Source organism: Enterococcus canis NBRC 100695 (assembly GCF_001544375.1).
GTDB classification, from domain to species: domain Bacteria; phylum Bacillota; class Bacilli; order Lactobacillales; family Enterococcaceae; genus Enterococcus_H; species Enterococcus_H canis.
The window spans coordinates 533392-559959 of the sequence record NZ_BCQJ01000001.1 but is presented as its reverse complement, the minus strand read 5'-3'; the positions used below and the strand labels follow the sequence as shown (position 1 = coordinate 559959).

Annotated in this window: 25 protein-coding genes; 18 read left to right on the top strand and 7 right to left on the bottom strand. The window is 41.8% G+C overall.

Annotated features, from left to right (window positions below; translation table 11 throughout):
* The first annotated feature begins 79 nt into the window (after window positions 1-79).
* The 7 genes from nifJ (at window position 80) to glmS (ending at window position 10689) form a co-directional block, all read left to right on the top strand.
* On the top strand, window positions 80-3739 hold the full coding sequence (gene nifJ / locus ECA01S_RS02810) for a pyruvate:ferredoxin (flavodoxin) oxidoreductase (protein ID WP_067390727.1): 3660 nt from the start codon (window positions 80-82) through the stop codon (window positions 3737-3739).
* A gap of 168 nt (window positions 3740-3907) precedes the next feature.
* On the top strand, window positions 3908-4657 hold the full coding sequence (locus ECA01S_RS02805) for a potassium channel family protein (protein ID WP_067390724.1): 750 nt from the start codon (window positions 3908-3910) through the stop codon (window positions 4655-4657).
* 151 nt (window positions 4658-4808) lie between these two features.
* Window positions 4809-5687: a diadenylate cyclase CdaA gene (cdaA, locus tag ECA01S_RS02800; RefSeq protein WP_067390721.1), complete on the top strand. Its 879-nt coding sequence runs from the start codon at window positions 4809-4811 to the stop codon at window positions 5685-5687.
* Window positions 5687-6769: a CdaR family protein gene (locus tag ECA01S_RS02795; protein WP_067390718.1), complete on the top strand. Its 1083-nt coding sequence runs from the start codon at window positions 5687-5689 to the stop codon at window positions 6767-6769. The genes cdaA and ECA01S_RS02795 overlap by 1 nt, the downstream gene beginning before the upstream one ends.
* A gap of 24 nt (window positions 6770-6793) precedes the next feature.
* On the top strand, window positions 6794-8146 hold the full coding sequence (gene glmM / locus ECA01S_RS02790) for a phosphoglucosamine mutase (protein WP_067390715.1): 1353 nt from the start codon (window positions 6794-6796) through the stop codon (window positions 8144-8146).
* A gap of 130 nt (window positions 8147-8276) precedes the next feature.
* Complete coding sequence (locus tag ECA01S_RS02785) at window positions 8277-8477, top strand: hypothetical protein (RefSeq protein ID WP_067390712.1); 201 nt, start codon at window positions 8277-8279, stop codon at window positions 8475-8477.
* 403 nt (window positions 8478-8880) lie between these two features.
* Window positions 8881-10689, top strand: a complete 1809-nt coding sequence (gene glmS / locus ECA01S_RS02780) for a glutamine--fructose-6-phosphate transaminase (isomerizing) (RefSeq protein WP_067390709.1) — start codon at window positions 8881-8883, stop codon at window positions 10687-10689.
* A 64-nt stretch (window positions 10690-10753) separates the two neighbouring features.
* Here the strand turns inward: glmS and ECA01S_RS02775 are convergent, their stop codons facing one another.
* On the bottom strand, window positions 10754-11569 hold the full coding sequence (locus ECA01S_RS02775; RefSeq protein WP_067390706.1) for a ZIP family metal transporter: 816 nt from the start codon (window positions 11567-11569) through the stop codon (window positions 10754-10756).
* Between the two features lie 168 nt (window positions 11570-11737).
* Here ECA01S_RS02775 and spxB point away from each other — a divergent pair, with 168 nt between their 5' ends.
* Window positions 11738-13462 (top strand): pyruvate oxidase, encoded by a 1725-nt coding sequence (gene spxB / locus ECA01S_RS02770; RefSeq protein ID WP_067390703.1) that lies wholly within the window; start codon window positions 11738-11740, stop codon window positions 13460-13462.
* 344 nt (window positions 13463-13806) lie between these two features.
* Here spxB and ECA01S_RS02765 read toward each other — a convergent pair whose 3' ends face one another.
* Window positions 13807-15381: an ATP-binding cassette domain-containing protein gene (locus ECA01S_RS02765; RefSeq protein WP_067390700.1), complete on the bottom strand. Its 1575-nt coding sequence runs from the start codon at window positions 15379-15381 to the stop codon at window positions 13807-13809.
* A gap of 119 nt (window positions 15382-15500) precedes the next feature.
* Here ECA01S_RS02765 and ECA01S_RS02760 point away from each other — a divergent pair, with 119 nt between their 5' ends.
* The gene (locus ECA01S_RS02760) at window positions 15501-16364 is read left to right on the top strand and encodes a helix-turn-helix domain-containing protein (RefSeq protein WP_067390697.1); all 864 of its coding nucleotides are present in this window, start codon (window positions 15501-15503) and stop codon (window positions 16362-16364) included.
* Between the two features lie 230 nt (window positions 16365-16594).
* Here ECA01S_RS02760 and ECA01S_RS02755 read toward each other — a convergent pair whose 3' ends face one another.
* Window positions 16595-17110 carry an HdeD family acid-resistance protein gene (locus tag ECA01S_RS02755; protein WP_067390694.1) on the bottom strand — a complete coding sequence of 172 codons (516 nt, stop codon included), beginning with the start codon at window positions 17108-17110 and terminating at the stop codon, window positions 16595-16597.
* A gap of 135 nt (window positions 17111-17245) precedes the next feature.
* Between ECA01S_RS02755 and ECA01S_RS02750 the strand changes: the two genes are divergently transcribed.
* The gene (locus ECA01S_RS02750) at window positions 17246-17767 is read left to right on the top strand and encodes an HdeD family acid-resistance protein (RefSeq protein ID WP_067390690.1); all 522 of its coding nucleotides are present in this window, start codon (window positions 17246-17248) and stop codon (window positions 17765-17767) included.
* A 41-nt stretch (window positions 17768-17808) separates the two neighbouring features.
* Here ECA01S_RS02750 and ECA01S_RS02745 read toward each other — a convergent pair whose 3' ends face one another.
* Window positions 17809-17994: a hypothetical protein gene (locus tag ECA01S_RS02745; RefSeq protein WP_067390687.1), complete on the bottom strand. Its 186-nt coding sequence runs from the start codon at window positions 17992-17994 to the stop codon at window positions 17809-17811.
* 155 nt (window positions 17995-18149) lie between these two features.
* Between ECA01S_RS02745 and ECA01S_RS02740 the strand changes: the two genes are divergently transcribed.
* Entirely contained in the window at window positions 18150-18722 is a 573-nt protein-coding gene (locus ECA01S_RS02740; RefSeq protein WP_067390685.1) for a TMEM175 family protein, read from the top strand.
* Window positions 18723-18779: 57 nt separating this feature from the next.
* Here the strand turns inward: ECA01S_RS02740 and ECA01S_RS02735 are convergent, their stop codons facing one another.
* Complete coding sequence (locus ECA01S_RS02735; protein ID WP_067390683.1) at window positions 18780-19334, bottom strand: chromate transporter; 555 nt, start codon at window positions 19332-19334, stop codon at window positions 18780-18782.
* Window positions 19322-19867: a chromate transporter gene (locus ECA01S_RS02730; RefSeq protein ID WP_067390680.1), complete on the bottom strand. Its 546-nt coding sequence runs from the start codon at window positions 19865-19867 to the stop codon at window positions 19322-19324. The genes ECA01S_RS02735 and ECA01S_RS02730 overlap by 13 nt, the downstream gene beginning before the upstream one ends.
* 98 nt (window positions 19868-19965) lie before the next feature.
* On the opposite strand from ECA01S_RS02730, the gene ECA01S_RS02725 reads away from it, so the two are divergent.
* A complete protein-coding gene (locus ECA01S_RS02725) occupies window positions 19966-20841 on the top strand; it encodes a LysR family transcriptional regulator (RefSeq protein ID WP_067390677.1) in 876 nt (291 codons plus the stop codon).
* Here the strand turns inward: ECA01S_RS02725 and ECA01S_RS02720 are convergent.
* Window positions 20792-21856 carry an NAD(P)/FAD-dependent oxidoreductase gene (locus ECA01S_RS02720; protein WP_067390674.1) on the bottom strand — a complete coding sequence of 355 codons (1065 nt, stop codon included), beginning with the start codon at window positions 21854-21856 and terminating at the stop codon, window positions 20792-20794. The two genes, ECA01S_RS02725 and ECA01S_RS02720, sit on opposite strands and share 50 nt — an antisense overlap.
* Window positions 21857-21968: 112 nt before the next feature.
* On the opposite strand from ECA01S_RS02720, the gene ECA01S_RS02715 reads away from it, so the two are divergent.
* The 6 genes from ECA01S_RS02715 (at window position 21969) to tig (ending at window position 26389) form a co-directional block, all read left to right on the top strand.
* Window positions 21969-22262, top strand: a complete 294-nt coding sequence (locus ECA01S_RS02715) for a hypothetical protein (RefSeq protein ID WP_067390671.1) — start codon at window positions 21969-21971, stop codon at window positions 22260-22262.
* A 10-nt stretch (window positions 22263-22272) separates the two neighbouring features.
* Window positions 22273-23280, top strand: coding sequence for a signal peptide peptidase SppA (gene sppA / locus ECA01S_RS02710; protein ID WP_067390669.1), 1008 nt, complete (start codon window positions 22273-22275; stop codon window positions 23278-23280).
* A 1-nt stretch (window position 23281) separates the two neighbouring features.
* A complete protein-coding gene (locus tag ECA01S_RS02705; RefSeq protein ID WP_067390666.1) occupies window positions 23282-23836 on the top strand; it encodes an RDD family protein in 555 nt (184 codons plus the stop codon).
* A gap of 173 nt (window positions 23837-24009) precedes the next feature.
* The gene (locus ECA01S_RS02700; protein WP_067390663.1) at window positions 24010-24732 is read left to right on the top strand and encodes a tetratricopeptide repeat protein; all 723 of its coding nucleotides are present in this window, start codon (window positions 24010-24012) and stop codon (window positions 24730-24732) included.
* Window positions 24733-24745: 13 nt separating this feature from the next.
* Entirely contained in the window at window positions 24746-24964 is a 219-nt protein-coding gene (locus ECA01S_RS02695) for a hypothetical protein (RefSeq protein WP_143139570.1), read from the top strand.
* A 141-nt stretch (window positions 24965-25105) separates the two neighbouring features.
* Window positions 25106-26389, top strand: a complete 1284-nt coding sequence (gene tig / locus ECA01S_RS02690; RefSeq protein ID WP_067390657.1) for a trigger factor — start codon at window positions 25106-25108, stop codon at window positions 26387-26389.
* The last annotated feature ends 179 nt before the right edge of the window (window positions 26390-26568 follow it).

Here is a 26568-nt window from a genome sequence, read left to right as displayed (position 1 = left end):
TTCTTTTCACTATTTCTTTCTATGCTCGCTTTCTGTATAATAAGCTAGAACGAGAAACTTTATATAAGGAAGGTTTTCTATGCGTAAAAAACAAACAATGGACGGCAATACTGCCGCCGCTCATATATCATATGCCTTTACTGAACTAGCAGCAATCTACCCAATTACCCCTAGCTCGACGATGGCTGAGTTAGTGGATCAATGGTCTGCGGCTGGTAAAACCAATTTATTTGGTCAACCTGTCAAAGTGATTGAGATGCAATCAGAAGCTGGTGCCGCAGGTGTTGTACATGGTTCCTTAAAAACAGGAGCTTTGACCAGTACCTATACAGCCTCTCAAGGATTGCTTTTGATGATTCCCAATCTCTACAAAATTGCCGGTGAATTACTGCCTGGGGTTTTTCATGTAGCTTCCCGAGCAGTGACCACCAGTGCCTTAAGTATTTTTGGTGATCATGGGGACGTAATGGCTGCTCGTCAAACGGGTGTCATTATGCTGGCGGAAAGCAGTGTCCAAGAAGTGATGGACCTTTCAGCAGTTGCCCATTTGACGGCGATTGAAGCTAGTCTGCCTGTTATGAATTTCTTTGATGGTTTCCGAACCAGTCATGAGATTCAAAAAATCGAAGTCATTGACTACGAAGAATTGCGGCCGCTCTTGGATCAAGAGGCTTTGGCAGCGTTTCGTGCGCGTTCCATGAACCCAAATCATCCTTCTGTTAGCGGGACGAACCAAAATGCCGATATCCATTTCCAACAACGAGAAACAGGGAACAGCTATTATGATGCTGTGCCGGCCATTGTGCAAAAATATATGCAGTCCATCAATGAATTACGGGGGACTGAGTACGATTTAGTTGATTATTACGGAGCTGAAGATGCAACAGAAGTGATTGTTTCGATGGGTTCGGCTGCTGAAACTATTAAGCAAACCATTGATCACTTGAATGGACAAGGTCGTAAAGTGGGCTTGCTGAACATTCATTTATACCGTCCGTTTCCAACGGAAGTCTTTTTAGAAAAAATGCCTAAAACGGTACAAGCAATTGCGGTTTTAGACCGGACGAAAGAACCTGGTGCCGGTGGGGAACCATTATTACTTGATGTTCAAAGTACTATGTACGAGTCAGAATTACGTCCGGCAATCATTGGCGGTCGTTATGGCTTAGGCTCAAAAGATGTCTTGCCAAATCATATCGTGGCTGTCTACAACGAGTTGTTGAAGGCCAAAGGGGAACGTAAAGAGCGCTTTACCTTAGGTATTATTGATGATGTGACCTATTTGTCCTTGGATTCTGGCGAAACGCTAGATTTAACCAATCCTAAAACCTATCAAGCAAAATTCTGGGGCTTTGGCTCAGATGGAACGGTTGGTGCGAATAAATCGGCCATCAAGATTATTGGGAATAACACCAATAAATATGCGCAAGGCTACTTCTATTATGATTCGAAAAAGTCTGGCGGCTTAACCGTCTCCCATTTACGATTCGGTGATACACCGATTCGTTCCACCTATTTGATTGAACATGCTGATTTTGTTGCTTGTCATACCGCGGCTTATATTCACAGCTATGATCTTTTGAAAGGGCTGAAACCAGGTGGTATTTTCTTATTAAATACTATTTGGTCAGATGAACAGCTGGATAAACATTTGCCAGCTCGCATGAAACGGCAAATTGCTGAAAATAATATTCAATTCTATACAATTAATGCGGTAAAACTTGCCAATGAAGTCGGCTTAGGTCGCCGAATCAATACGGCGATGGAGACAGCCTTCTTTAAATTAGCGAATATTATTCCATTTGAAGAAGTCTTGCCGATTTTGAAGGAAGAAGCCTTCAAGAGCTATGGCCATAAATCCATGTCTATCGTTGAGAAGAATACCGAAGCAATTGATAAAACCGTTGAATTACTGCATCAAGTAACTGTTCCAGCTAGCTGGGCCGAGGCGGAGGTTGCACCGCGAGTTCGTAAAGCAGGTGTTTCAGACTATGTGCATCATATTGTGGAACCTGTTAATAGTATGGAAGGCAATGAGTTATCAGTTGGCACCTTGATGGCCAATGGGATGACGGATGGCCGGATGCCTTTAGGGACGACGGCTGTTGAAAAACGCGGGATCGCCTTAGAAGTACCGGAATGGATTAGTGACCGTTGTACCATGTGTAACGAATGTGCATTTGTTTGTCCTCATGCTGCAATTCGACCTTTCTTGGCAGATGACGAGGAAATGGCGGAAGCACCGGAAGGCTTTATCGTCCGGGAAATGCGCGGAGCAGATGGCTTGAAGTACCGCATTCAAGTCTCCCTGGAAGATTGTACAGGCTGTGGTCTTTGTGTGGATGCTTGTCCAGCTAAAGGTAAGGCGCTGGTCATGAAGCCATATGAAGAACAAAAAGAACAAGCGATGAACTGGGCTTTTGCTATGACCTTGCGTCAAAAAGCGAACCCGGTAAAACCTAATACGGTAAAAGGCTCACAATTTGAAAAACCATTATTGGAATTCTCCAGTGCCTGCTCAGGCTGCGGTGAAACGCCTTATGTGAAATTGTTGACGCAAATGTTTGGGGATCGGATGATGATTGCCAATGCTACTGGTTGTTCCTCTATTTGGGGTGCTGGGGCGCCGGTGACTCCTTATACAACTAATGACCAAGGACAAGGTCCGGCTTGGTCTAACTCCTTGTTTGAGGATAATGCTGAGTATGGTTATGGAATGTATTTAGCAAACCAAACACGCCGGGAAACATTAGCACTGAAAATCAGTCAAGTTTTACCAGAAGTTTCGGAAGAATTGCGAGCTTTGATGGAAGATTGGCTAAACCATTTGTTTGATAGCGAAGGCACTCAACAGCGGGCTACCAAGTTGAAAGCGGCGGTGGCAGCTGAAATGATGGGGCAGCCTAAGTTGATGGCGATTTACGAGGACCATGATTTATTTGTGAAACCGAGCCAATGGATGGTTGGGGGCGATGGCTGGGCGTATGATATCGGCTTTGGCGGGATTGACCATATTCTTGCTAGTGGCGCAGATGTCAATATCTTGGTTCTGGATAATGAAGTTTACTCTAACACTGGTGGTCAAACTTCAAAAGCAACACCAGCATCAGCGATTGCTAAATTCTCAGCCAGCGGAAAATATGTATCGAAGAAAGATTTAGGCATGATGGCCATGAGCTATGGCAATGTTTACGTGGCCCAAATTGCTTCAGGTGCCAACCAAATGCAAACTATGAAAGCTTTTGAAGAGGCCGAAAAATTCCCTGGACCGTCATTGATCATTGCCTACACACCTTGTATCACGCACGGTCTTTTAGGCGGCATGGGTGAAAGCTTGAAAGAAGCCAAAGAAGCCGTTAACTCTGGTTATTGGTCCTTGTATCGTTACAACCCAGAACAGCGGGAAACAGGTAAGAATCCAATGAACTTAGACTTCAAGAAACCTGACTTTAATACCATGCAGGATTTCATGATGAAACAAGTTCGCTTCTCTTCCTTGAAAGCAACGCATCCCGATTACGCACAACAATTGTTCGACAAGACTGTTCAAGATGCGAAGAATCGTTTTTACAACTATGCGCGCTTAGCAGGACAAGAAGAAAAATTACGGGCGAAAATCGAAGGCGAAGCAATCGTCACAGAAAAACCGAAACGGGAAAAGCAAGTCGATCCTGAAGCGGAAGCTAGAAGAGCAGCGCGTCGTCAAGCGCGAGCAGAACGTCGCAAAACAGAAGAATAAGATAAAAGAAGCTATGCCGCATACAGATGCTGAGTTAGGCTATAAGCCGACTTGCACTAGTTATGCCAGGCATAGCTTCTTTTTTGTAGGAAAATGGCACATTTTTTGCTTGTAATCCCCAGGAAAAGTCGCTAGAATAAAGCCGACTGAAAGACGGGAGTCCTGGCGATGTTGAAAATACTGCAGAAAAAACTAAATGAATATAATCGACAATATCATTGGCTGAATCTTGGCTTATCAGTTTTTTGGATTCTTTTGATGATCCTGGATTTTGCCCGGGTAATTGATATCGAGCAGAGTCCTTATTTATATGTTGATCGAATCATCTGGTTTATCTTTACGATTGATTATGTGGGGCGACTGTTGGTGGCGCCAGATAAATGGACGTATGTCCGCAAAAATATTTTTGATTTGATTGCTATCTTGCCGTTGAATTTTACCTTAACCTTATTGAATGTGACACATTTTGGCAGACTTTCCCGTATCAATCGAATTGCCCGTATTTTGGGGTTGTTTGGTAAGCTTTCCCGTAATAAGCGCAGTATTCTGTATACGAATGGTTTTATTTATGTAGTCTATATTTCATTAGGAATTATTACTATTGGTTCGGGCCTCTTCTCCGTGGCGGAAAATATGTCCTTTTCTGATTCTTTGTGGTGGTCGGTCGTAACGGTTACGACGGTTGGGTATGGCGACATTTATCCCCAAACAGCCGCCGGAAAAATGATTGCGTCAGTGTTGATGCTTTTAGGGATTGGCTTTATCGGGATTTTGACTTCGACTATTACCGAATATTTTAGTCGTAAAAACGAAGCAATCCGCCAAGTGGATCAAGAAAATGAATTGACACAGTTGCGAACAGAACTGCAGGAAATGAATCAAAAGCTTAGTGAAATTGAGAAATTATTAAAAAAATAAGAAGTGAGCAGCGAGTGGTAGTAGGCCGCTCGCTTTTTGTTAAGGAAAAAATGACAGCGTTTTTTCTTAGAGGCTTATTGTTGAGACTCTTTCAACTGATAAGTTTTATGGTATACTTTATAAGAAATCTTCAAGAGAGAAGAGGGCTGCTATGTCTATACAATGGAGTGAACTGTTAGACTGGAATTATTGGCAACAATTTTTTTCAACCAATTTTTTATCTGTTAATTTCTTAGTGAATATTCTCGATATCATCGTGGTATGGTATCTGATTTATAAGTTGATTATGCTGGTTCGCGGCACGAAAGCGGTCCAGTTGTTAAAAGGGGTTGCGGTTATCTTCGTGATCCGAACCGTCAGCGAGATTATCGGCTTGAAGACCGTTTCCTGGTTGACGGATCAAGTGATTACTTATGGAGTAATCGCGGCAGTAGTGATTTTTCAGCCGGAGGTTCGACGCGGTCTGGAGCATTTAGGGCGCAGTTCATTCTTCCGTTCTACTCGTTCAGAGGAACAGGAAGATGAGAAAATGATTGCTGCCTTTGATAAGGCAATTCAATATATGTCGCGGCGGAAGATTGGGGCATTGATCACCATTGAGCGGAATACTGGTTTAGACGAGTATATTGAGACCGGAATTGCACTAGATGCGGATATTACGGGTGAGTTGTTGATCAATATCTTTATCCCTAATACACCGCTGCATGATGGAGCGGTAATCGTCAAGCATAATAAAATCGCAGTAGCTAGTGCGTATCTGCCACTTTCTGAAAGTAATCTGATTCCCAAAGAATTTGGGACGCGGCACCGGGCGGCTGTTGGGATCAGTGAAGTAAGTGATGCAATTACCATCGTAGTTTCAGAAGAAACTGGTGATGTTAGTTTGACCTTGAATAATGAATTGATTCCGCGTCTATCTCAAGAGGAGTATTTGAAGATTCTGCGGAATGAGCTGATTATACCTGAGTCAGATGAAAAGAAAAATCTGCTTCAATCCTTCCTAGATGGCGTTAAGGGAGGGAAAAAGTAATGCGAAACTTTTTAAAAAGTCGCTGGTTTTACCGGCTGTTAGCCTTGTTTTTTGCGTTGCTACTATTTTTCAATGCCAATTCTGGTGGAAACCGTAGCGCAAGCTCCACGGCCCAGACTTATAACGAAACATTGCATAATATTCCTATCCAAGTTTTATATGATCAAGATAAGTATTTTATTTCGGGCTTTGACGACAATGCGACTGTCTATCTCAGCAGTACCAACTTGTTTCGTCTGAAAACTGAAACAACGGAAAGTACACGAAACTTCCGCGTAGTTGCGGATGTTCAAAATGCTGGTGTTGGCACTGTGGAGGTTCCTTTACGGGTCCAAGGGCTGAATAATTCAGTAAGTGCCGAAATTGAGCCAACAAGTGTCAGCATTACGGTAGAAGAAAAGAACTCTAAACAATTCACCGTAGAGCCAGTGATTCCTGATGATTTGACCAGCGATGGATTTGAGGTTCATAGTGCCACCGTCTCGCCAAAACAAGTTGCCATCACGACTGGTGCCGAAACCATGCAAGAAATTGATAAGGTAGTCGCTACTTTACCATCTGGTCAAAATCAAGTATCCGATTTTTCACAAAAAGCCACCGTACAAGCCTTGGATAAGGATGGGCATGTGTTGCCGGCAGTCATCGATCCGGCCGAAGTGACCGTCAATGTCTCGTTGGAGGCTCCGGTTAAAACAGTCACCATTAAGCCAGTTGCTAGTGGGACGCAGCCTGGGACAGTGGCGCATTATGCCTTTACATCCTCCCAAGACACCGTTGAAATTCATGGCGGCTTGTCTGTCCTGCAGGCGATTGATCAGATTGAAGTCCCTGTCGATATTACCAATCAATTACAGACGGAGACGAAAAATGTCCGAGTGCCTGATGGGAATGGCTATACAGTAACACCAGCACAAATTGAGATCCATGTAGTGCCTGTTTTGAAACCAACGGATAGTTCAACCAGTTCGAGTCCACCACAAAGCTCGACTACAACAGAAAGCACGTCTACGTCAACAGCCACAACGACTGAAACGCAGACTTCAGAATCAACAGCACAAGAATCACAAAGCAGTACGGATTAGAGTAGACAAAGGAGCGTTTTTACAATGGGAAAATATTTTGGAACAGATGGTGTCCGCGGAATCGCGAATAAAGAATTGACACCAGAATTAGCGTTCAAGTTAGGCCGCTGCGGCGGATATGTTTTGAGTCAGCATGAGGAAGGCACGCAAAAGCCTCGTGTGTTGGTTGGGCGGGATACTCGTATTTCCGGTCAAATGCTTGAATCAGCTTTAGTAGCTGGTCTATTATCAGTAGGAATTGAAGTCTTTCAATTAGGGGTCATCTCAACACCGGGTGTTGCTTACTTGACTCGTTTACAAAAAGCTTCGGCTGGTGTCATGATCTCGGCTTCTCATAATCCATCTGAGGATAACGGGATTAAATTCTTTGGTTCAGACGGTTTCAAACTGGATGATGCGCAAGAATTGGAGATTGAGGCTTTATTAGACGCCACGGAAGATCGCTTGCCACGCCCTTCAGCAGAAGGATTAGGCAGTGTAGATGAATTTCCTGAGGGACTATTGAAATATTCACAATTCCTAGTGCAATCCATTCCAGATGATTTATCTGGTTTGACTGTTTGTGTGGATGCGGCTAACGGGGCAACCGCTACTGCCGTCAACCGATTATTCGCGGATTTAGAGACTGACTTTTTCACTATGGGAACCAATCCTAATGGTTTGAATATCAACGATGGTGTGGGCTCTACTCACCCAGAAAAATTAGCGGAATTCGTAGTAGAAAAAGGTGCCAATGTCGGTTTGGCTTTTGATGGCGATGGCGACCGCGTCATTGCAGTGGATGAATTAGGCAATATCGTAGACGGCGATAAAATTATGTTTATTTGTGGGAAATATCTCCTAGAGAAAAAACGCTTGAAAAAGGATACAATTGTCACGACTGTGATGAGTAACTTAGGCTTCCATAAAGCCATTGAAGAAATTGGTGTTAATAGCGTGGTTACGCAAGTTGGCGACCGCTACGTTGTGGAAGAAATGCGCAAAAATGATTACAACTTTGGTGGCGAACAATCTGGGCATATTATTTTCTTGGATTACAACACTACCGGTGACGGGATGCTGTCTGGTATCCAATTACTGAATGTCATGAAACAAACGGGCAAGAAGCTGTCTGAACTTGCTGCTGAAGTGACAGAGTATCCGCAAAAACTAGTGAACATTCGTGTGTCTGACAAGTATGGTGCGATGGATGTACCAGCGATTAAAGCGGTCATTGAAGAAGCTGAGGCTGAAATGAATGGCGATGGTCGTATTTTAGTCCGCCCTTCAGGCACAGAACCATTATTGCGAGTTATGGCAGAAGCACCAACGCAAGAAAAAGTTGACTACTATGTTGATAAGATTGCAGCTGTTGTGAAACAGGAAATCGGTATTTAGGGAAACAAAAAGGGAGGTGTAGGACTGCATCTTCCTTTTTTGTTAGCAAAAAAATTCTCAGCTTTTCATCAAAAATGTCCTTTTAAAATCTACTTGAAAGCGGTACAATAACGCTAAGGAGATGGGAAAGATGGTTGTTGGGACAATTATATGTTTGACGATTTTGACTTATGGAGGTAACGCGCTCTTATATTGGTGGCTCCATCACAAGAAGTGGGGTATCGTAGAAAAGTTTTCGATTTGGCTGGGTACCAATATGACGATGCTTTTCTTAGATGGAATTTTTCTATTTTTAGGAAAAGTAATCGAAGATTTTGCCATGGTAGAATAACGTGTACTTGTGAAATTTTTTAATCATAAAATTGCTTATTCAGCAGGACCTACCTTGTTTGAGGTAGGTCCTGTTTTTGTGAAAAAGCTTAGTTCTGCTAATCGTATCATATATACCAATTTTGTTTTTGTAAAAAATATGTTGACACAAACACAAGTTAATTATACTATTTATATAGTTTCTGTTTAATGCTAGATATAGGAGGGTAGATAGACCAATAATCGGAATAGCGCCAGGCCTCATGACTGAGGTGACGAGGAGAGAGCTTATCGAAAGATTCGGCGGGTGGCTCTAGGGACTGCACTCTACAGGTCAAAAGAAAAAATTCATTGTAAAATGATAACAAACTTTTGGCTACGCAGACAGAAACATATAATGAGCAGAAAGTAGGAATTTGGACATTATGTGTGGAATCGTAGGAGTAATTGGAAAAAATGACGCAGCAACTGTTTTAGTAAATGGTTTGGAAAAGTTAGAATATCGTGGTTATGATTCAGCTGGTATTTTCGTTACTGGCAAGGGAGAACCGCATTTAGTGAAATCACAAGGTCGTATCAAAGATTTGCAAGCGAAGATTGGTTCGGAAGTAACCGGGTCTGTCGGTATTGGACACACACGTTGGGCGACGCATGGCGAGCCAAGTGTTCGTAATGCGCATCCACATACGGCAGCCAACGGTCGTTTTGTCTTAGTACACAATGGTGTCATTGAAAACTTTGAAGAATTAAAACAGGAATTTCTTCAAAAAGATGTCATGATTGGCGAAACAGATACAGAGATCGCCGTTCATTTGATGGCGCATTTTGCTAACGAAGGCATGACCACCAAAGCAGCTTTCAAAAAAGCCTTGGAGTTGATTAAAGGTTCATACGCCTTTGCCTTGATTGATCAAGAGAATCCAGAAGTCATTTACGTAGCCAAAAATAAAAGCCCCTTATTGATTGGTTTAGGGGAAGACTTTAACGTGATTTGTAGCGATGCAATGGCGATGTTACAGGAAACAAACCGCTTCGTTGAAATCAACGATGGTGAAACGGTGTTAGTCACTGCAGAGGGTATCACGATTGAAGACCAAAAGGGGAACCTAGTCTACCGCGAGTCTTATGAAGCACAATTAGACTTGGCAGATATCGAAAAGGGAACCTATCCATTTTATATGTTGAAAGAAATCGATGATCAACCAACTGTGATGCGTCGTATTATTCAAGAGTACACCAAAATGACGGGTGAAACGGTGATTGACCCAGAAATCGTTGAAACGATGAAGCAAAGCGACCGGATTTATGTGGTGGCTTGTGGCACCAGTTATAACGCTGGCTGGGTCGGCAAAGCAGCGTTAGAAGAACTAGCTGGGATTCCAGTAGAAGTTCATTTATCTAGCGAGTTCGGCTACCATACACCATTGCTTTCGGCAAAACCGTTCTTTATCTTCTTGAGTCAGTCAGGAGAAACAGCGGACAGTCGTCAAGTCTTGGTGAAAATGAATGAATTAGGTCATCCTTCACTAACCTTAACGAACGTAGCAGGGTCAACCTTATCTCGGGAAGCTCAATTCACCTTGTTATTACATGCTGGTCCAGAAATCGCGGTAGCTTCAACTAAAGCCTATACAGCGCAAATTGCTTTAATGGCTGTTTTAGCAAAAGCCGTGGGAGATGCCAAAGGATTAGCGGCAGCTGCTGAATTTGATGCAGTCCATGAACTAGGTGTCGTTGCAGCCATTATGTCTAGTGTTGTTTCAGAAAAGCATGTCTTTGAAGAAATGGTGGCGGATTACTTGCCAGAAACCCGCAATGCCTTTTATATTGGGCGAGGAGTCGACTACTACGTCTCTCTAGAAGCAGCTTTGAAGTTGAAAGAGATTTCTTATATTCAAGCAGAAGGCTTTGCTGCTGGTGAACTGAAACATGGGACGATTGCTTTGATTGAAGAGGGTACGCCAGTCATTGGTATTATCACCGATGACGTGACGGCGGGACATACCCGAGGTAATTTAAAGGAAGTTGAAAGTCGCGGCGCCCATACTTATGTTATTAGTACGGAAAATGTCGCCAAAGCGAGTGACGATTTTGTATTACCAACGGTCCATCCATTATTAACGGCTTTAATCAGCGTAGTACCAACACAATTGATTGCCTACTACGCAACGATTCAACGAGGTTATGATGTGGACAAACCACGTAACCTAGCGAAAAGCGTAACAGTCGAATAATAGCAGAAGCAGATCGTTACCCTCGCGGTAAAGATCTGCTTCTTTTTATGAGTGCAATTTAAATTTAACCTAACGCCACATCAAGGATCATCATAATGATAAAACCAGCCATCACACCAAAAACAGCGAAATGACGCTTACTGCTAGTGGTCTGCTGGGCCTCAGGAATCAGTTCTTCCACCACGACGTAAATCATAGCACCTGCTGCAAACGCAAGTGCATAGGGGAGTAGTGTTGTGACTTTAGAAACTAACAGAGCGCCTAAGACGCCGGCGATAGGTTCCACAATCCCCGAAGCTTGACCGTAAAGAAATGCCTTCCAACGACTCAAGCCTTCTTGTCGTAAGGGAATCGAGACGGCCGCGCCTTCGGGGAAATTTTGGATACCAATCCCCAGTGCTACGGAAACAGCCGCTAACACACCAGCCACAGGATTGTCCATCTGCATGGCACCACCAAAGGCCACCCCAACAGCTAAACCCTCTGGGATATTATGTAGAGTAATGGAAAAGACCAATAAAATCGTCCGCTTTAAATGCGTCGGAATCCCTTCTGTTTCATGATTAGGACCAAAGTGCATATGGGGAATGGTTTTGTCGGCAATATATAAGAAGACGCCACCTAAGCCAAAGCCAATACTAACGGTTAACCAGGCAATGTCACCATTCATTTCGGCCTGTTCAATCGCCGGGGCTAACAGCGACCAGAAACTTGCGGCAATCATGACACCAGAGGCAAAGCCTAACATCAGGTTCAAGACATCGCGTTTGATCTCCTTGAAGAAAAAGACCAGCCCCGCTCCTAAAGCCGTCATTCCGTAAGTAAAGGCCGTACCTGCCAACGCTTGCAGCCAAGCCGGCCAAGTAAGAAATACTTCCAATGTTTAATTCCTCCCTTCTTTAGTTTAGAGTAGCATATTTTGGGTTTGAGTACCATTTCAGCTGCCAAAAGACGCTTTATTTGGGTTATTTTTTATTGAGGAGTATAATTACATTTGTAAATACGACAGAAAAAATTTGTCGAATCGAATGAATTGGAGTGAAGAAACATGGTAAAAACAACAGCTGGGGTCGCAATGATCAAAGTATTAGAAAGCTGGGGCGTTGATCATATCTATGGTATTCCTGGAGGATCATTCAACTCCACTATGGATGCGCTTTACAAAGAACGCGGTCAAATTAAATATATTCAAGTCCGACATGAAGAAGTCGGCGCTTTAGCAGCGGCAGCAGATGCCAAATTGACAGGGAAAGTTGGCGTAGCTTTTGGTTCAGCTGGGCCAGGTGCAACCCACTTAATCAATGGTTTGTATGATGCGCAAATGGACCATGTACCAGTGGTAGCTTTACTAGGTCAAGTAGCCTCAAGTGCCATGAACTACAATAGCTTCCAAGAATTGAACGAAAATCCAATGTTTGCAGATGTTAGTGTATACAACCGGACAGTCATGACCCCTGAAAGTCTTCCTCACGTAGTAGACGAAGCAGTCAAAGCTGCCTACGAAAACAAAGGCGTGGCCGTGGTCACGATTCCAGTAGACTTTGGTTTCGCCGAAATTGAAGACAATTATTTATCAACGGCTCCAAATCATCGTACTGGCGTCATCATGCCAGCTGAAACAGACTTAGAAGCAGCTGTACCACTGATTGCAGCAGCTAAACAACCTGTTTTGTATGTAGGTCAAGGGACCCGCGGCGGGTTTGAACAAATCAAAGCCTTTTCTGAACACTTCTCAATGCCAGTAGCCGCAGCAGTTTTGGCAAAAGGTATCGTACCTGATAGCTACGAAAACTTCTTAGGTTTTGCAGCACGGGTTGCGACAAAACCAGCCAATGAAGCTTTAGCAGTGGCAGATTTGATTGTCTTTACTGGTAGTGATTTTCCATTTGCCGCTTACTTCTTTAACCCAGATGCGAAATTTATCCAAATTGATATTGATGCAACAAAATTCGGTCGCCGTCATAAAACAGACGTTGCTATTTTAGGGGATGCCAAAGCTGCTTTAGCGCGCTTGGTGGAACTTGGCGAAGCTCGTCCGGTAGATAAATGGTTGAATGCTAACCGTGAAAATCTGAAAAACTGGCACGCTTACTTAGCTAAATTAGCTGAATCAACGGCTGAACCAGTTCGTCCTGAAGCAGTCTTTAAGGAAATTCGCCGGATTGCCACAGACGATGCGATTTTCGTAACAGATGTTGGTAATACAACTGTTCATGCTATTCGTAACCTTGATATGAATGGTGATCAACTCTTCACAACTTCTGGCTGGTTTGCAACGATGGGCAATGGCGTACCAGGTGGGATTGCCGCACAATTGAGCTATCCTGATCGTCAAGTCTTTACCTTAAGTGGTGATGGTGGTTTTGCCATGGTGATGCAAGACATTATTACTCAAGTGAAATACGAAATGCCAATTATCAATGTCGTCTTCAGTAACGATTCCTTTGGTTTCATTGAAGCTGAACAAGAAGATACAGAACAAAAGAAATTTGGCGTCTTCTTGGAAGGTGCTGACTTTGGGAAAGCTGGGGAAGCGTTAGGTGCCGATGGCTTTACCATCACTCATCCTGACCAATTGCCAGCAGCCTTTGATGCAGCTAAGAACAGCAAACGACCAGTGGTAATTGATGTGAAGATCGTCAATGAACGACCAATCCCAGTTGAAGAATTGGAATTAGATCCAGATAAATTCAGCGCCGAACAAATCCAAGCCTTCAAAGAAAAATACCATGTTGAAAACATGCCAACTTTGAATGAATTATTAAAAGCTTAAGCATGAAAAGCTCTGAGGACGAATATCCTCAGAGCTTTTTTGTACCCTTCATAGGCAATAACTAGGTGCTAAAAGTCCGCTACAGGCTTTGATAGCAAGAACTGATTAGGAAGGCTCTCTCTTTAAAATTTCCTTCTAAAACTTTCTTGAAGCTACTCCATATGATCTAACGCGTATTCGTGAATTAAGACCATTTTTGGTTGAAATATTTGATAGAGTAGAGGAGTAGAAAGCTTGTGGCGATTGGTAAATCCAGTAGAAGGAGAATGGGTTTTATGAGCTACTTGTGTATAACTGGATTCTGAAGAAAAGAATTGCCAAATTTTATTTAATTTGGATGAAATCTATTTTTTAATGGAAACAACTTGATCAAATTTATTAATATTTTCTTCAAGTGGATGGTGGGTAACCATTACAACAGTTAACTCTTTGTCCTCTAAAAGAAGATTCTCAATGAGTAAACTATTTTTCTTATCTAATGAGGAAGTGCCTTCATCAAATAGTATGACTGATTTATTTCTAATGAACGCTCTTGCTAGAGCAAGTCGTTGTTTTTGTCCCCCGGAAAGGTTAGAACCATTATTTTTAACTAATTTTGCGATATCATCGATAAAATCAATTGAGGCCTTATTTAGCGCTTCGATAATTTCTGTGTCTGTGTATTTGTTCCCAAGAGAAATATTTTCTTTATAAGTATCATTAAACAAATAATTGTCCTGATCGATATACTGAATAATGTGCTGAACATTCACATCTTTCAACTCCTGGCCGTCTACTAGAATCTTGCCAGAATAGTTTTCAATATCTCCTATTAAAATTTTTAATAAGGTGCTTTTGCCGCTGCCGCTATCTCCAGTGAGGAGATATTTTCCTCCTTTTTTTATATCAAAATTGAAGTTTGCTATAATAGGATTATTTTCATTATAGCCAAATGATAAATTTTCTATCTGTATTGAATCAGTGAAATGGTTTAGGCTATTTTTATTGTGTTGCTTTACAGATTTTTCAGAGAAAAAATTCTCCATAACAGGTTCAACAGATTTTAACTCCATGACTGATTGCCCCAGTAATGACACGGAATTAAAAATATTGGCTGCTAAATTACCGCTAGAACTAATAGCGCCAATAGTTGTTTGACCAATAATAGCGAGAAATCCAGTTAAGACATCAACGATCATTTGACTCATTAAACTTGAAAAAGCAATGAAATTTGTGATTTTTGCTTTAGTTTTTGTAATGGTAATTTTATTATTAGCAAGTTCTTCAGAGTATTCAGTTATTTTTTTGGGGATTTGCGCTAGGCTGTTATTGTATCGAAAAACTGTATAACCTTTTATGATATTTCCAATATGTTTAATGAATTGAGCATTGCTAAGTGATAACTGCTGCCCAAGATCAACGAGTACATTGCCAAATTTTCTTGGAATATAAAGGATTAAACCGGTTAAGGTAGTGACTAAAACAACTAACCATAAATTGAAAAGAGCCAAAGCGGCCATAGAAAATAGAACCAACCAGATATTTGAAAATAGATTGTATAGACTCATCAATCCTTGTGTCTCAATTTGGAAGACATCATTACTAAGCTTCGACACATAACCATCCGCTGTGATTTTATTAAATTCTTTCACAGACGCTTTTTTTATAGTAGTGGCCTCTCGGGTTCTCAGGGAATTACTGATTTTTTGTAGCTCTTTTTCTTGATATATTGTAAATAAATAGTTACAGATTACATAAAATAACCAAAGAGTAAGGATAATCATATCCCAAAATAGAAATCTAGTAATATTTTTATCAAATATGGCATTTGTTGCAAAAGCAAGAAGATAACTAGGTATGACTCTAAGAAAAGATAAGAAGCCTGTTAAAAATAACATTGTAATAAAGTTACTTTTATAATATTTATAGATCGTCTTCATTACTATTCCTCCAGTTCATTTGAACACCACCTTTTCATTTAATAAAGTTACTATATCATTCGTAGTTTATTTTTCTTTATAAAAACGTGTAGTATACTACACGTTGGGAGGCTGATTAGATGACACCATACGGACCGTTAGTCAAAAAAATAAGGATTTCTAAAAAATATACTCAAAAGGAAGTCTATTCTGGTATAACTTCTCGAAGTTTTTACTCGAAATTTGAAGCAGGTAAGTATTCTATAGAAGCTTACAAATTCAAACGTATATTAGAGAACCTGAATATAAGCGAAGCGGAATTTTTCTTTATCTATAACAAAGAAAATAAAGATAACAAAGGGGTCACGATGAGAGATGTGATTAATTATTACCATGCATTTGACCTTCATTCAGTAGATGAACTATTAGCTATTTATGAGGATAATAAAAACTCTGAGACCAGATCAGACCAACTAATTAGCTTGACAGCATATGTGCTTGCATGGTCATTGAGACCTACGATAGACCGTGGTCCTTTAAACACGATTAAGGAGTACTTCATCCGTATTGAGAGTTTTTCATTATTGGAGCTAGAACTGTTTATTACGACTTTTTTTATCTTTTTTGATGATCAGGAACTAATTGAACAATTATTGTCAAAAGCAATCACAGATATAAAAACATTATGGCCGCTTAATCCGGATTTACTTGATAGGTTAGCTGGTGCCTTGTACGTCAATATGATTCAGCTCTTAATTGTGAATAACCATGTAAAGAAAGCCTATCTTTTAGATACAATATTGCTGCCAGCCTTAGAACCTTTAAAAATTTCACTAACAACTCAGCTCTATATAACTTTTTTTAAATCTTTTATTGAAAAGGATCGTAAGCAGGTGATGAATATCCTTGACTTATTTAAACAAAATGACGTTCAGAGTTATAGTCTCATCAATAGAATCGTACAATCCTCGGATTTTCTTAGAGTATTTGACTTAAATCTGTAAGAAAATTGTTTCACTATGCAACTATTTTCTTAGTCTGCTAATGAATAGGGATTTGTAATAGAAAATATGCTTGCTATGGAATCTGTCTCCTAATTAACTATAGCTTTTTTCAAATTAAAATAAGTAAAAATGATTTTTCAAAAAGGTTGCTTTTTTCCTTGCAACTCTTTTTGTTTGTCCTGCTAAGCAAACAAAAAAGCCTGCGCTATGCGCAGGCTTAACAAATAAAATTAACGGAAAGAATAAACGATATTCATGATTCCGAAGAACATAAAATACATACCAACTAAAAAGGCGAGTGTTAAGGCCGAAGATAGTGGGTTGAACAGGAGCATGATACCTAGCAAAATTCCTAAAATATTGACAATGATGGTGAACCAATAGTAGCCATTGCTGACTTCGCGGGCGTAATCCAAAGTGAATAAGCCGAAAACGGAATCAATAATAAACCAAATAGCAAAGACATAAGGTAAGGCCAAAATACTTGCTTGTAGATTAAAGAGTAAGAAGACCCCAATCAAAATATCAATAATACCAACAATAATCAGCATCCAGGTTTTGCTACCTGTTAGTGTTTTCAGTCGATTCCGTAAGAACAGCTCGAAAATCCCTTTTAAAATAGCAAAGCAACCAAAAATCAAGACAATGGCAGCCAAGTCACCAACTGGATCTTGAAAGGCAAACAGCGCAACAATAATGAATAAGATTCCTAACAAAAAGCTGCCCCAATCAAATTTTTTCTCCATAGAACTCATTCCTTTCTTTTATCTATAATTATATGTTGCGCCTTATTTCAAAAACTGTCAAAAGATAACTATTGATCCTTTTTGTTCGCACGATAAAAAGAAATTGTGTAAAATTGAGGAAAGGAGGGAATTATAATGATGGGATTTTTTCAACAATATCAGAAAAACTCGCTGTTTAGAGCTTGTTTATTTTTACTACTAGGAATTTTAATTTTCATTAATCCGGGTGATACGCTACGGTGGATTTTTATTTTGCTAGCTGCTTACTTTTTCTTTATGGGCATTATCAGTCTTCTAGGAACCTGGCGTACGCGAGATATGGGTACTTCTTATGCTCCTGGTGTCATGTATTTGGTGGTGGGGTTGATTATTTTGTTCTTTGGCCAGTTTTTCGTGAGTCTTGTGCCGTTCATTGTGGGAATCTTTGTGGTGATCGAGGGTATCACTAGTTTTGGCCAAGCCCGTGAATTCAACCGGTTAGGCAATAGCAGCGGTGCTTTGATGGTCTACAGTATTCTATTGATTATTCTTGGTATCGTATTAATCCTAAACCCATTCGGTACTATCCTAGTGCTATTCCAAATCTTTGGTCTGTCCTTGATGGTCATGGGAGTTGTACTATTGATCAATTATTTCCGTTGGCGTAAGCTGACGTAACGAAAAAAGAGTTCTTCCCAAATTGGGAGGAACTCTTTTTCTTAGTAGCGGTAAGGGCGACGAACACCGCTGATTTGATGAACCAACCACCAAGCGATCCCAAACAATAAGGCGAATTTGAACAGGGTCCATAAAAGACCGGTAACTAAACTCAACATAAAGCTGGCGATAATAAAAAAGACAATAATGGTTAAAATGGCTACAAATGCTTTTCCTAATTCTCTCATTAAGATGACCTCCTCTTGTTCTCTATGGATTAAGTATACGAGATAACCTGCACGGCAACATCAGACCCAAGTCGGACTTTTTCCTCGCCCTTAAGTCCTTTTATTTCCCAAAATGAACGATTCTGAGTAAACTGTGGAATGAGGAGGTGAGAGTTATGTCAAAAACCCGTATTGAAGCCTTTACAGATGCCGTTATTGCCATTGTCATGACAATTTTAGTTTTGGAACTACACGCACCAGAGGGGGATACTTTCGCTGATTTTTTCAAGCTGGATCATAAGCTGTTGATTTATGTAGTCAGTTTTATTTCCTTATCGATCTATTGGAACAATCATCATCATTTATTCCAACTGGCGCATAAAATCAACGGGCGTGTTCTTTGGATGAACAACTTGCTGATTTTTAGTTTATCCTTGATGCCCTTTGGGACAGCTTGGATGGGGGACCATTTATTTGCCTTTGCACCTGAATTTACTTATGGCGTGATTGTGACTGCTGCGGATATCAGCTATTATTTGTTAACCAGGGAACTAGTTCGTGCTAATGGCAGCCATTCACCGATCGCGAAAGTGTTCAGTAATTATCGTAAGACCTACATATCAATCGGTTTGAATATTCTCGGCTTATTGTTAGGATTTATTCAACCGCTGCTGGTTTTGATTACTTATATCGTGGTACTGATCTTCTGGGTCATACCGGAAAAGAAAATCGAAGCCCACTATGAATAGACGAATAGACGAAAAAAGCTGTTTGGAGATAATCCAAGCAGCTTTTTTCGTCTAGTTTCAATAAAGAAATAGTCCTGAAATACCTGCCACTACTAAAAGGCCAATGGGACCGATCTTTTTCATACGTAGCAATACCAAGCCAATAATGAAACAAATGACAGGCAATAATTGGATATGATCCACTAGCTGCCAATCTAAGGTGCCACTAAAAGCCAGTGTCAGCATTGAAAGGGAGGCGCCGGCAATCAGACCAACGGCACCAGCCTGAAGTCCTGAAAAAGCCGTTTGGACTAATTGATTCTCGCGATTTGTTCGGAAAAAACGTTCTAGTGCGAGGGCAATCAAGACACCGCCGATGGTGCCGGCAAAAGTCGCCACGACCGCACCTGTTAAGCCTTCAATTCGCAAGCCAACAAAGGTAGCGCTATTGACCGCTAGTGGGCCTGGTGTCATTTGCGAGATTGTCACGATATCAGTAAATTCTTGAACATTCAACCAGCCTTGTTTTTCGACGATTTCTTGTTGAATCAACGGCAAAGTGGCGTAACCACCACCAATACTTAATAAACCAATTTGGAAAAAGCTGATAAAAAGTTGAGCTAAGCGGGGCATTTTTTACCTCCAATCAAGACAATCACTAGTGCTGCTGCCAGAATCCATAAGGGATGAACGCCAAAAAAGGCATTGGCGATAAATGCTAAAATCGGCAAAATTAGCAAAAGCGGCTGTTTTTGCTGCCGCAAGGATTGATACATATCAATGACTAAATCGACAATAATCGCCGCCACCGCAGCCTCCATGCCTTTTAATACTTGGCGAACAAGCGGATTTGTTTGAAAAGCGGTATAAGCTAATGAAATCAAGGAAAGTAAAATTAGTGCTGGCAAAACCGCCCCAATACCGCTAACAAGCGCACCTTTTAAACCTCTGATACGCCGGCCTACTAAGACGGACAAGTTAACCGCAATCGCCCCTGGTGAAGTTTGCGCAATGGTAGCTAATTCCAGCAGCTCCTCCTTAGAAAGGTCACCATGATCCACAAAATATTTTTCCATCATGGGGATGGTGACGTAGCCGCCTCCAAACGTAAAACAGCTAATAAAAAAGTTGTATAAAAATAGTCGTACCGTACTAGATTTGGTCATTTTTTCACCTCATATCTAGTATAAAGGGTAATGAGTTATAAGTGAAATATGATAAAATGATCATTAAGATAAATAATACTTATAAGGAGGGGCTAAGTATGCAGTTTAGGCAATTAGAAATCTTTATTGCAGCGGCGGAAACCGAAAATATGACCGCTGCCGCGCGCAAATTATACATCTCGCAGCCGGCGGTCAGTCAGGCGATTTTAGAGCTAGAACAAGAGTTGGGTTTATCTTTGTTTGATCGCAAAGGAAAAGCAATTTTTCTGAACCAGTCTGGTCAGCTATTTTTCCAACAGAGTCAACAGCTGGTGAAAGAATTCTACCAACTACAGACATTTTCAGGTACCTTGGCGCAACGCCCTTTGAAAATTGGCGTGAATATCACCATTGCGAATCTTTGGCTACCGCTGATTTTACAGCAATTAGCGGCTCAAGGCGTCCGTTACCAAGTAACAATTGATACGGCCGAAACGATTATGGCGGCTTTACGGAACCGCCAGCTAGATGCTGCTTTAATTGAAGGGCCAGTTGAAGGGGATGTGGTGCGTGAAGTTTTTGGCGCCTATGAATGCGTGGTGATTGCGCCATTTACAAGTGAGTGGCGCAATCAGGATATCAGTACCGAGACTTTTGTGAAGGCGCCGCTCCTTTTAAGGGATAGTAATAGTGCAATCCGGCGCACGCTAGATAGCTGGCTACTTTTACACCATTTTAGCGCAGAACCAGTGCTGACCAGTATTAATTCCCAAGCGCTGATCACAGCGGTTAAAGCTGAGTTGGGACTTAGCTTTTTACCACTTCGCTTAGTTCAAAGGGAAGCGGTAAAGATTTTACGCTTCCAGGAAGGACGGCTGTTTAATGAAGTCCAGCTGGTGACACTGGACTCCCCTGAAACAGAACCGTTGCAAAAGTTACAAGCGATTATTCGGGCCATAGATAATTCTGGAGCGGCTTTTGATCCAACGTCGTAAAAGGCGTCCCATCTTTGATATACGCAGCTAACTGGCGGGCAATTTCCGGTCCAGTTGTTAAACCAGAAGACCCTAGGCCACTGGCTACTAACACGTGCGGATGATCAGGTAAGGCACCGAAGAATGGCGCAAAGTCAGGTGTATAGGCGCGAATCCCAACGCGCGTAGTTTTAGGTACTAAAGGGAAGGTGACAAAACGTTGCGCTTGCTGAATCAAGGAAGAATTGATGGTAAGCGTGGGTGTCAAGTCGAAGCCTTGATCGTTTTCGTGAGTAGCGCCGACTAATAGATCACCGTTTTGTAAAGGTAAAATGTCTCCTTCGCCGTCCAGCATTGTCGCCGGTAAACTAGAGTCAACAGCGCTGGCAAAAGTCATTAACTGCCCCTTTTGCGGACGAACTGTGACATGATAGCCTAAAGGTTCCAAAAGACGGCCCAACCAAGCACCACTAGCGAGGACCACGAAATCATAGGCTTGTTCCTTTTCAGCAGCGATGATGCCTTCTTTTAAATCAAGAATGCGCGCTTCTCCTTGCCAATCGGCTGAAAGAGTTTCACGTAGATGCGCGATATAGCGAGCGCCATCCAAATAGGCACCGCCACTGATCCAAAGACCACCACTATCTGGCTTTAAGAAAGGTATTTTTTCAGTGATTTCTTCTTTTGATAAGAGCTTGGTAGTCCCTAATAAAGGGGCCTCTTTGACCCGCTCTTCAGCAAGTGCGGCTAGTTCAGCCGGATCTTTTCGAAGAATCAAAGTGCCACTATTCTGGTAAACATCCTGCGGCAACTGCCAGGCCTGACTCAAATCAGCCAGTGTTTGGGCACCGTTGCGGGCTAAGTGATACCATTGTTTATTACGGCGCTTTGAGAGCCAAGGAGAAATGATGCCGGCAGCAGCTTTGGTAGCTTGTCCCAGCTCGGCGTCATAGACGGTAACATCAAAGAAAGGTGCCAAATATGCGGCAGTGGTCATGCCGATAATGCCACCACCGATGATTGCAATTTTTTTCAATTTTATTCCTTCTTTCCGCCTACTAGTGTAGCATATCTGCCGTGAAAAACAGATTTTGTTTCCCCGTCCCCACTCCTTTTGGTAAAATAGAGAACAAGGAAGGTGGGGGACCATGGAAACAGAAATTATTCCGTTAACAGTAGGAGAATTGAAAGAACGTCTGGCAGCGCTGGAGGCGGCGGGAACGATCAACGATACAACTGAGGTATTTATTGATACAGGCTGGGACAGCTTGCAAGAAGTTCAAAAGGATGGGATTGAGGCCGCGCAAACAGTGACCTATGAAATTCAAGATCCGCTGACGAAAGAGGTCTTTTTAGCCAATGCGTTATTAGAAAAATCCGAAAAATTCACGATTCGCGAAGAAACGGAACGTACGGTGTTAGTAATCAAAAATTTGATGTAGGAGTGAGGGAATGGAAAAGAAACGTTGGATTGCTGTAGGAGTAGCAGGGGCATTATTTCTTTTGTCGGCAATCTCCAGTGGTATTGGGGTACAAGAAACAACGCAATCGCAATTAGATGACCTGAACCAAATGATTGCCGGCTCTGATGAACTTTCAGAAACAATCATCGAGGCAGGCGATACACAACAAAAAATCGTTCAGCTAGAGGTTGACGGTACGATTGTAGCAGGTGGCACTAGTATTTGGGGTGAAGGCTACGATCATCAGTTGCTATTAGACTCATTGGACCAAATCAAAGAAGACGAGACTGTTAAAGGGGTCTTCTTGAAAGTCAACTCTCCTGGTGGCGGCGTTTATGAAAGTGCTGAAATTGCCCGTAAATTGGACGCCATTAAAACGGAACGGCAAATTCCAATATACGTGTCAATGGAAAATATGGCAGCTAGTGGCGGCTACTATATTTCCGCCGGCGCAGATAAAATTTTCGCAACAGAGGAAACGACAACCGGCTCTATTGGTGTCATCATGTCTGGAACCAACTATTCTGGTTTGTTAGAAAAATTGGGAATCGAAGACACAACGGTTAAAAGTGGCAAGCTAAAGGATATGGGTTCTTCAACACGTCCAGAAACGAAAGAAGACCATGAAGTCTTACAAACGTATATTGACCGCGCTTATGACCGTTTTGTCAAAATCGTAGCTACAGGGCGACATATGTCCGAAGAGGACGTGCGTAAAATCGCGGATGGTCGCATTTATGACGGTGGCCAAGCACAGAAAAATGGCTTAGTCGATGAGCTTGGGTTCCCTGATGAAGCACTAGCTGCCTTGCGTCAAGACAAACAATTAGAGAATGCAGAACTAATCAGCTATGAAACTGCCGGCAGTGATTTTGCCCGCTCTTGGCTTGGTATGCAATTAAAATCAAAAGGTCAATCTGCGCAACTGTTACAATTCTTAGAAAACGCTGGTTCCTTGGAAGCTTCTAAAGCAATGTATCTATATGGAGGGGAGTAGGATGAGTATGACAGGACCTGCTGTTGGACCGCAAGACAATGCGCATCCCGTTGGAACCCAATATACCGTACCTAAAGTGGCACCAGCGCCACCAATGCCCTTCAATGATTTTCCTCACTATGTCTACGCTGGATTTTGGCTGCGATTATGTGCATTTTTACTGGATCTCTTAGTCTTTGTGGCTGTGAAGCATTTGACACTAGACTTGATTTTCCGGTTAGGTGGTTGGGAACGTGGGGGTCTGCTGTCCGTCTATGGTTTACTGAGTATCGCAATCTATTTAGGCTACTTCACTTTGATGACTAAGCTGAACCACGGACAAACCTTAGGCAAGATGATTTTTGGAATCGCAGTAGTTAGCTTGACTGAACCGGTCATGAGTTGGAGTACTGCCCTAGTTCGTGAAGGTGCTGGCCGCTTTATTCTTCATTATCCCTTAGCCTTTTTTGGCTATTTGCCAGCCGCTTTCTCCAAGAAGAAACAGCAAATTGCTGATATGTTTGCTGATACGGCGGTAGTGAAGTTAGACACAGTACGTGCGCTGCAAGAAAAATAACGGTTTGCTTACGTTTGTTATTTTTAACGGACGTAAGCAAACCATTTTTAATAGAAATTCAACCTTTTTTGTGCTTTTTTAGGTATACAGTGCAACGATTATTTGTTATGATAAATGTGAAAATATAGATGGAATGATAAAAATATCATGAAAGAATGGAGGGAAATCTGTCAATGACCAAGATCCCATTTCCTAAAAATTATGAACGGTTCATTGCACTGGGCCAGGAAGCGTTAGCTGCTGGTTCCTTTCGCAAGGCAGGAGACTTCCTCTTGCAAGCGTATGAGATCCAACCGGATTTCCCTCTGAACTTTCTTTTGCTGACGACCTTTGCCGAATTGGGCGAAGGCGAAACGGCATATGTCTTAGCACAAGACTATCTAGATGATTACGAACGAGTTCCTGATTATTTAGCTTTGTACATTCGCGTCCTGCTCCAAACAAAACGCTTTGTTGAAGCGCAAACTCTAATCAACCGAAAAATTCTTACTAGTAGTAAGCAAGACATGAAAGCCTTAGTGATTCTGAAAAAGGAGATTCGCCGGGCCGAGCTGCTAGCACAACAATTTGAGCATGAACGTATCGCTCAGGTGAAAAATGAGCTGGAAATACTTCCTGAGCGTCAAGCACATGAACAGTTGCAGTTAATTAAAGAAGCTGCTCTATTGCCGCAAGCGGATTTTGTGGAAATCGCCAAGGAGCTATTGCAGCAGCCTAAACTACATAGTCTAGCCAAATCTTGGTTGTTGGAAGAGTTGCAACGCTTGGAAATCACCGAAACGATTCCCATTTCTTGGCAAGGTAAGATAAGACAAGTGATTCCGGCCGAGCTAGGCTCGCCAGGGGATAGCGCCAGTTATCAGCGTGTTCTGCTATATCTGGAAAAGGAACTCTGATCCAATCCTGCTATTGAACATTGAAGAGGAGGTAATCCTGCATTTTGCGATGCTGTATCCTTTTGCTGACGAGATAATTACCAATCCAACTAGCTGGGCAAAGAGCTATATTGAGACCTATCAGTTGGAGGCGACCTCTTTAGGAACCAATGAACAGGAAGAGCATGATATTCAAACGGCTCGCCGGTTGCAGGATCAGTTACGACAAGTTTCACAGGAGTCTTTTTTATAAAAAAATTCGCGCAGTCGTCTTATGGCGGAACTGCGCTTTTTTATTGCGAAATTATTTACATTTTCCAGCTACTAGTGTACTATTTAAAAGTATGCATAGCTTACGAACTTGTATAAAAACATGTTTCTTGGAGGGAAAATAATGACAGCCAAATGGGAAAAGAAAGGCACCAATGATGGTGTATTGACTTTCGAAATCGATCAAACTTTGATCCAAAAAGGAATGACCGAAGCTTTCAATAAAGTGAAAAAGAACTTGAACGTTCCTGGCTTCCGTAAAGGGAAAGTCAGCCGTCAAGTCTTCAACCGTATGTACGGAGAAGAAGCGTTGTACGAAGATGCTTTGAACGCAGTTTTACCGGAAGCTTATGAAGCTGCCGTAGCAGAAACAGGAATCGATCCTGTGGCACAACCAAAAATCGACGTTGAAAAAATGGAAAAAGGTGAAGACTGGGTTATCACTGCTGAAGTGACCGTTAAACCTGAAGTAAAACTTGGCGAATATAAAGACTTAACGGTCGAAAAACAAGACCGTGAAGTAACAGACGCTGACGTAGAAGATCGCTTGAAACGCGAACAAGAAACACAAGCAGAATTAGTCGTAAAAGAAGACGAAGCTGCTGCTGAAGGCGATACTGCTGTAATCGACTTTGAAGGTTTCTTAGGCGACGAAGCATTTGAAGGCGGCAAAGGCGACAACTATTCATTAGAACTTGGCTCAGGCCAATTCATTCCAGGTTTTGAAGAACAAATCGTAGGTCATAAAGCCGGCGAAAACTTTGATGTAACGGTAACATTCCCAGAAGATTACCAAGCAGAAGACTTAGCAGGTAAAGAAGCAGTCTTCAAAGTGACTTTACATGAAGTAAAAGTCAAAGAATTACCTGAATTAGACGACGAATTCGCAAAAGATGTGGATGACGAAGTTGAAACATTAGACGAATTAAAAGAAAAATACCGTAAAGAATTAACAGAAGCAAAAGAAAAAGCTGCTGACGATGCGAAAGATGAGTTAGCCATCCGTAAAGCAGTTGAAAATGCTGAAATCGTTGAATTGCCACACGTAATGGTTCACGATGAAGTTCACCGTGCGATGGACGAATTCTTGAACAACATGCAACGCCAAGGAATCTCTCCTGAAATGTACTATCAATTGACTGGTACATCAGAACAAGATTTACATCAACAATTTGAAGGCGAAGCAGACATGCGCGTGAAAACAAATCTTGTGATCGAAGCGGTAGCAGCTGCTGAAGCAATCGATGCAACCGAAGAAGAAATTCAAGCGGAAATCGCTGACTTGGCTGAACAATACAACATGCCAGTTGACCAAATCAGCCGCGTCTTGACGGAAGATATGTTAAAACATGACATCCGCATGAAGAAAGCTGTTGAATTAATCACCGGTACTGCAAAAGAAGCTTAATGTGAATAATCGACGGGGCTGTGACATTGTCACAGCTCTTTCTTTATCTAGTGTGTTTTTTTAGGGCGGGAGTCTTTTGAAAAAGGTAGAGTGCCACTGTACTTACTGCTGACTATTTCCGTGTTTACTATTCGCAAAAGTGTTATACTTATGGTAATATAGGAAAAGACGAAAAATCG

Bases quoted from the DNA above. Each gene is read 5' to 3' on its own strand.
- spxB (WP_067390703.1), top strand. From the start codon at position 11,738: ATGGTAAAAACAACAGCTGGGGTCGCAATGATCAAAGTATTAGAAAGC.
- ECA01S_RS02730 (WP_067390680.1), bottom strand. From the start codon at position 19,867: ATGACCAAATCTAGTACGGTACGACTATTTTTATACAACTTTTTTATT.
- ECA01S_RS02715 (WP_067390671.1), top strand. From the start codon at position 21,969: ATGGAAACAGAAATTATTCCGTTAACAGTAGGAGAATTGAAAGAACGT.
- ECA01S_RS02795 (WP_067390718.1), top strand. From the start codon at position 5,687: ATGCGAAACTTTTTAAAAAGTCGCTGGTTTTACCGGCTGTTAGCCTTG.
- ECA01S_RS02755 (WP_067390694.1), bottom strand. From the start codon at position 17,110: ATGGAGAAAAAATTTGATTGGGGCAGCTTTTTGTTAGGAATCTTATTC.
- tig (WP_067390657.1), top strand. From the start codon at position 25,106: ATGACAGCCAAATGGGAAAAGAAAGGCACCAATGATGGTGTATTGACT.
- ECA01S_RS02750 (WP_067390690.1), top strand. From the start codon at position 17,246: ATGATGGGATTTTTTCAACAATATCAGAAAAACTCGCTGTTTAGAGCT.
- nifJ (WP_067390727.1), top strand. From the start codon at position 80: ATGCGTAAAAAACAAACAATGGACGGCAATACTGCCGCCGCTCATATA.
- glmM (WP_067390715.1), top strand. From the start codon at position 6,794: ATGGGAAAATATTTTGGAACAGATGGTGTCCGCGGAATCGCGAATAAA.
- ECA01S_RS02765 (WP_067390700.1), bottom strand. From the start codon at position 15,381: ATGAAGACGATCTATAAATATTATAAAAGTAACTTTATTACAATGTTA.
- ECA01S_RS02745 (WP_067390687.1), bottom strand. From the start codon at position 17,994: ATGAGAGAATTAGGAAAAGCATTTGTAGCCATTTTAACCATTATTGTC.
- ECA01S_RS02805 (WP_067390724.1), top strand. From the start codon at position 3,908: ATGTTGAAAATACTGCAGAAAAAACTAAATGAATATAATCGACAATAT.
- ECA01S_RS02785 (WP_067390712.1), top strand. From the start codon at position 8,277: ATGGTTGTTGGGACAATTATATGTTTGACGATTTTGACTTATGGAGGT.
- cdaA (WP_067390721.1), top strand. From the start codon at position 4,809: ATGTCTATACAATGGAGTGAACTGTTAGACTGGAATTATTGGCAACAA.
- ECA01S_RS02735 (WP_067390683.1), bottom strand. From the start codon at position 19,334: ATGCCCCGCTTAGCTCAACTTTTTATCAGCTTTTTCCAAATTGGTTTA.
- ECA01S_RS02725 (WP_067390677.1), top strand. From the start codon at position 19,966: ATGCAGTTTAGGCAATTAGAAATCTTTATTGCAGCGGCGGAAACCGAA.
- ECA01S_RS02740 (WP_067390685.1), top strand. From the start codon at position 18,150: ATGTCAAAAACCCGTATTGAAGCCTTTACAGATGCCGTTATTGCCATT.
- ECA01S_RS02705 (WP_067390666.1), top strand. From the start codon at position 23,282: ATGAGTATGACAGGACCTGCTGTTGGACCGCAAGACAATGCGCATCCC.
- sppA (WP_067390669.1), top strand. From the start codon at position 22,273: ATGGAAAAGAAACGTTGGATTGCTGTAGGAGTAGCAGGGGCATTATTT.
- glmS (WP_067390709.1), top strand. From the start codon at position 8,881: ATGTGTGGAATCGTAGGAGTAATTGGAAAAAATGACGCAGCAACTGTT.
- ECA01S_RS02760 (WP_067390697.1), top strand. From the start codon at position 15,501: ATGACACCATACGGACCGTTAGTCAAAAAAATAAGGATTTCTAAAAAA.
- ECA01S_RS02700 (WP_067390663.1), top strand. From the start codon at position 24,010: ATGACCAAGATCCCATTTCCTAAAAATTATGAACGGTTCATTGCACTG.